The sequence below is a fragment of the Shewanella algicola genome (assembly GCF_014648035.1).
In the GTDB taxonomy this organism is placed as follows: Bacteria; Pseudomonadota; Gammaproteobacteria; order Enterobacterales; family Shewanellaceae; genus Shewanella; species Shewanella algicola.
Genome location: NZ_BMQI01000103.1, coordinates 1 through 5,266, shown reverse-complemented (window position 1 = coordinate 5,266; position 5,266 = coordinate 1). Strand labels below are relative to the sequence as shown.

Here is a 5,266-nt window from a genome sequence, read left to right as displayed (position 1 = left end):
GCGCTGGCTTTCGGCCAGAGCCGCTTCTTAATACCTATGTACACTATCTTCTCGTAAGCTCACTGTAAATTGACCACTTCAAAAATATTTTCTAACAATAACAGGGCAACACCAAGAGCCAAAAGTCACCTTTGCCTTTGCCAAGTTCACTGGGTATTTATTGTTGATACTAAAGGCTGGTTTAATATACGTGGATACATTTTTAGACATTATGATTCGATTAAACCAATAACCGATTCCTAAATGTTACCCTGCTGATAACACTACCACTTGTAAGATGAGAACCGTTTCATCAGTGCCTGATCTATTTGGAGCCTATCAATGCATAACGTGCCACGGGCAAAGGATTATTGCTAGTGATGAGCTCATCAAAATTAGGAAAGCACTAAGTGCATAAAACAGAGAGGCTTTATCGAACATAAGTCAGCACGGAAGGCGACTATTAAAGGGGAGATTGTCGGTGTTTGGATCACCATGAGCCACTACATGATCATTTGGCATAGTAACGAAGGGTATTAAACGCCTACTTGGTGAAGGGGTTGATAGTGCTCTCAGGCGAATAACACATGGGTTATCAAGTACTCGGAAGCCTTAAGAATTGGTACAAACGTGAAGAGGCCTAACACATTACTAAGACTTGTAAATAATCTAGTTTCCTTTATTTATTTAGAATGCCAAAGGATTGAAAAATATGGATATTCATCACTTCAACATACCCAATGAGACCAGCAAATGGATTTGTTAAAATACGAAATAGCAGAATTAGAGCAAGCACTTAATACCCTAAAAAATCTAAAGCCAGATGAACGGGAGGACTTACTTAAGCGCTGGCCATCAACCTTGCAAAACCTTTGTGAGCTAATGCGTGTCACGCTAGAGGATAATAATGTGCCTAATTCAGTAGCATTGGCCAAAACACTTGCCACCTATTTAGGTACGCGAGACATGCATATTCCCAATGGAAAAAGCCTTAAAGACGCTTTGCGTGACATTCAAATTTGGCGTCAGTTTAAGGGCAATAACCTAGAGCAATTAGCTATAGAGTACGGTTTAACAGACCGCAGGGTCAATCAGATTATTACCGAGCAAAGAACCGCGTTTGTAGCAAGGAAGTTGAGACGGTTATTTTGAATCATGGATTTATTTGAAACCTTATGATCTCGTGTGCCTGTAGTGTAGTCTGTAAAATTTACTTTCAAATGGCAATAGATTGTTCTTGTTAAGACTGTGTTTTACATCTAAATGCACAAAACCTTTTATACGACATGAAAAATAACATTAATTTCAAAATTAAGTATAAGAAATATGGTTAGTAAAATTCGATTACCCTTCTTGGGCTATTTTTATAAGGTGTAGGTTAAACGTAAGTACCAACTAACCAAATATACTAATGATTACCAGGCATTGATAAAGTGCATCTTAACAAAGGATTTGTAGCCTAGATCTCGTGCCATAGTGATAATAAAATGATACAAGATCCCTGATTGAAAATACATATCAATTTTTAGAGTTAATATCAGCATTATTTTTAAATAGAAGGGATTTGAAAAGCCTATAAACAAATTGCCTTGAAAGAGAATAATCCAAAAATAGTAGCAATAAAATTACATCGACAATCCCTCCTCCAGCTAACATTTAACCGGTAAAAATATCTAATGGCAATACGGAACTATGCTCAGGATGTTGCCAGCATAACAGCCATTCGATTAACCGTAGTTATATTAACTGACTAGAGCCACCGCATGAGCGCTTAAATTTTAATCTAGGCGCTAAAGCTAGCCTTTAATACCGCCTCAAGTATTAATGTATTCATCATGTATCGTTTTTGTTTTCCAACAATGCTTAACTTGGTCGACCCTACTCGTAACATATTCAAACTCACATGACGCAGGCATTACAGATTTTCGGCCCCATGAGCGTTATATATTTGACATGCATCCTCACCCATACTGACATCAAGCACCCAGTGCATTGATTCTATGCCCCAATGTTCTCGAACGGCTATCGCAGCTTGTTCAGCACTTAGCGCCTTAGAACTGATGTAATAACGGTACTCAAGCTCGATTGGTTTTCCTTTTTCAAGGCGACAACTTTCGAGCATAACGATATTTTTTAGCCCTTTCCACTTTGAAAAGTCACCTGCTAAGTTTGTACTGTCAATAACATAGCACTGACGACACTCTGTTCGCCCATGACCGTGTTCAATTACGGATTTATCTGTCTTGTGGGCTCGTTAGAAAGAGAAGGCTTTTACTATCGCTTCGCGCCGTTTACCCTGATTACTTTTAACGGCAAGCGGATAGTCACCGCCTTGTTCCACAATGGTTTGGGCTATCTTTGTTTGACAAGCCATCGCATCGATAGTTACTAAAGCCACTTTGATATCTAATATCCTTATCAACTCAGGAATGGCAGTTATCTCATTGCTTTTTTGTTCTGTTTTAAGTTGGCCAAGTACTAATTTGTTTGATGAAGTATAGGCACTAATCATGTGTATGGTACTGGCTCTATCTTCACGATTGTACGACCCTCGAAGCGTTTTTCCGTCGATAGCAATCACTTGGCCTTCGGTAAGCGTGTGTATCGATGACATCCAGTGGATAAAACACTGATGAAATTGTTCTGGTACTATCGTTGATATGATACGAGCTAGAGTGTCATCAGCAGGAATGCCTCTCACGAATAGGTTGTTGTTTTTAAACCAATCATGATGTCCAAGTATGTATTCTCGAATATCAAGCCAGCCTTTAGTCCCTGCGATAACGGCACATAGAGAACCAAACAAAAACTTCAAAAAGGCAGTAGGTCACTTTAGCCCCTTGGCGTTGGTCTGTTATGGTTTGAAAAGTCTCTTTGAAGTGGCCTATATGCATGGTGAGCTCCCGAAAAAAGGGAGTATAAGATCATAGCTAAATGTTAACGTCAGATCGTGTATTCAAATGATTAAAAACGTACACGATCTCACCCTGATTAACCGACCATTAATCAAACCTTGCTCCATATCAGCATTTTAATGGCTTTGCTCTCAGAAAGCGTTACCTTTATGGATTGTTAGTAAACATGAATTTTATCATCTGTATGAGAGTAAACAAAAAATGATTAATATACTTTTATAACTCAGCACACTTATAATTTTTTGCAACATCTATTCAATCATTTTTTACAGTAAAAAACTTCATTGACTCATTTAATTCATTGGCAATTTTCGCGAGCTTTTGGGCTGCGCCAAGATTGCCTTTTAATGATTGAATTGATTCAGAGGACATATTGTTGATAGTCGACATAGCTTCAGAAACTTGATTAATAAGAGTCACTTGCCCTTTTGTTGCGAGTGAAACCTCTCTAACATTTGAAAGTGATGCTGAAGCTTGCTGCTCTATTTGTTTAAGTAACACTGTAGTTTCTTCAGTTAGTCTGCGTCCACTTTCAACTATAGGCTGGGTTGTTTCCATTGCTGCGACAGATGCTTGTGTCTCATTTTGCACCTCACTAATCATTTTCTCAATTTGTTCAGTCGCAGTCTGCGTGCGTCTAGCTAATTGTCTAACTTCATCCGCAACTACTGCAAAACCGCGACCGGATTCACCTGCCCTAGCGGCTTCAATTGCTGCGTTTAAGGCTAATAAATTGGTTTGCTCAGAGATACTGCTAATGACACTCACAATCGACCCTATTTCCTTAGTTGTTGATTCTAATTTTCGAATTTGAACCACGGTCGAGTCGACTGTATCAGTAATACGCTGCATTTCAGAACTACTCTTGCCAACTGCTATAATACCATTTTGTGAGTAATTACTTGTAAGTAATGAATTCTCTTCTGTCTGAGCAGCGATGCCTGCTATTCCATCCAGTTTCGATTTCATAATTCTAAGATTTTCAAGCGTGTCTTGTGTAAGTTGAGCTTGTGCATCAGCTTTCCCACTGGCTTTAATTGACCCATCCTCAACAGTAATTGCCTGATTAGATAAATCATGCCCCGCGCGGATAATATTAGATACAATCTTATCAAGATTATCGCGCATCGATGATAATGAAGATAACAAACTCCCCTTATATTTGGTCTCGATGATTTTCGTCAAATCGCCATCAGCTATAAACGACACAGATATTGCAGCCTGTGCAGGCTCTCCACCAAGTGACCGATAGAGGCTACTAACAATGAGTCGAGCAATAATTATACTAATAACGACTGCAAGAGCAGAAATGACAAGCATTGTTGACTGGAAACTATCAGCAACCTCTCGGGCTGATATAGTGGTAGATTGATTAATTTTTTCCTGATAATCAATAAATTGATTGATTGCTTTAAGCCAACGTGCAAATAAGGGACTAGCTTGAGCTCGAACAAGATTTGCTGCTTCCTCTACCTTACCTTGCTCAGCTAAAACAATAATCTTGTCGGCCAATGGCAATGCAGATTTTTTAATGTTAGCTATATTATTTAATAATTCGCTTTCTTTGCTTGTAAAATTTATATCAGAACTGAACATTAAATCCATTTTCATTTCAGAGTCGTCGTAAAATTTTCGTAGCTCCATAATTAGTTGTTTTTGAGTAGTAACGGCACTTGGGCTTTCGGCCAAGGTAACATCTCGTATTGCAATAGCTCGATCATGAACACTACCACGAAAATTAATTGCGTACCGTTGCTTTACCGAGTGGATATCAGTTATCTCAGTTAAATCCTCGCGAATATAGTTTACCTTGGTAATCCCTAGTGCGACTAAAAGCAAAAGCATAACCAAGATCAATACAAAACCGAAGTACACTCTGTTCTTGACCGATTTAGTTGTTCGCATCATTAATTTCTACTCCGAAGCAACTTAATCGTAATTTCAACATCCTCTACGCCGCCCAAGCGCCCTGTATATCCATCCGGTTGGGTGATAGCTGAATCAATGGGCGCACTCGTTTCAACAAACTTTGGAGTCTGAACTGAGCTGATTTGCTCCGAGTCCGAACAGCTAATAAGTAAAATATTGATAAGAATGCTAATAAAAAGAACATAACGCATAATTAGATTTCCTTCTTAGATATATGTAGGTATTAAATAACTGAAAGGGTGATATCGATATTGCCGCGTGTTGCACTTGAGTATGGGCAGATTTTATGTGCTGTTTCGACCATTTTCTGGGCGTCAAATCTATCCATATCACCTAAGGATACTGCGAGTTTTACTGCAATACCGAACCCCTCCTCAATACAGGGCGGGATCATACTTTGTTAACAGTAGGGAACTTTTTCGTATCGGCATGATCTGATCAGG

General features: G+C 38.9%; 2 protein-coding genes and 2 pseudogenes. 1 reads left to right on the top strand and 3 read right to left on the bottom strand.

All coding sequences use genetic code 11. The annotated features are described in order from the left end of the window. The first annotated feature begins 732 nt into the window (after window positions 1-732). Window positions 733-1,131 (top strand): Mor transcription activator family protein, encoded by a 399-nt coding sequence (locus IEY42_RS21605; RefSeq protein ID WP_188927250.1) that lies wholly within the window; start codon window positions 733-735, stop codon window positions 1,129-1,131. 631 nt (window positions 1,132-1,762) lie between these two features. Here IEY42_RS21605 and IEY42_RS21600 read toward each other — a convergent pair. From IEY42_RS21600 to IEY42_RS22785, 3 genes and pseudogenes are all read right to left on the bottom strand, one after another. Then, window positions 1,763-2,873 (bottom strand): annotated as a pseudogene (locus tag IEY42_RS21600) (ISAs1 family transposase). Window positions 2,874-3,149: 276 nt separating this feature from the next. Then, the gene (locus IEY42_RS21595) at window positions 3,150-4,802 is read right to left on the bottom strand and encodes a methyl-accepting chemotaxis protein (protein ID WP_188927249.1); all 1,653 of its coding nucleotides are present in this window, start codon (window positions 4,800-4,802) and stop codon (window positions 3,150-3,152) included. Between the two features lie 244 nt (window positions 4,803-5,046). Continuing rightward, window positions 5,047-5,202, bottom strand: a pseudogene (locus IEY42_RS22785) (OsmC family protein); the annotation flags it as partial. Window positions 5,203-5,266: the final 64 nt, after the last annotated feature.

Excerpts from the sequence above, each read along its gene's own strand:
- IEY42_RS21605 (WP_188927250.1), top strand. The coding sequence starts at position 733 with ATGGATTTGTTAAAATACGAAATAGCAGAATTAGAGCAAGCACTTAAT.
- IEY42_RS21595 (WP_188927249.1), bottom strand. The coding sequence starts at position 4,802 with ATGATGCGAACAACTAAATCGGTCAAGAACAGAGTGTACTTCGGTTTT.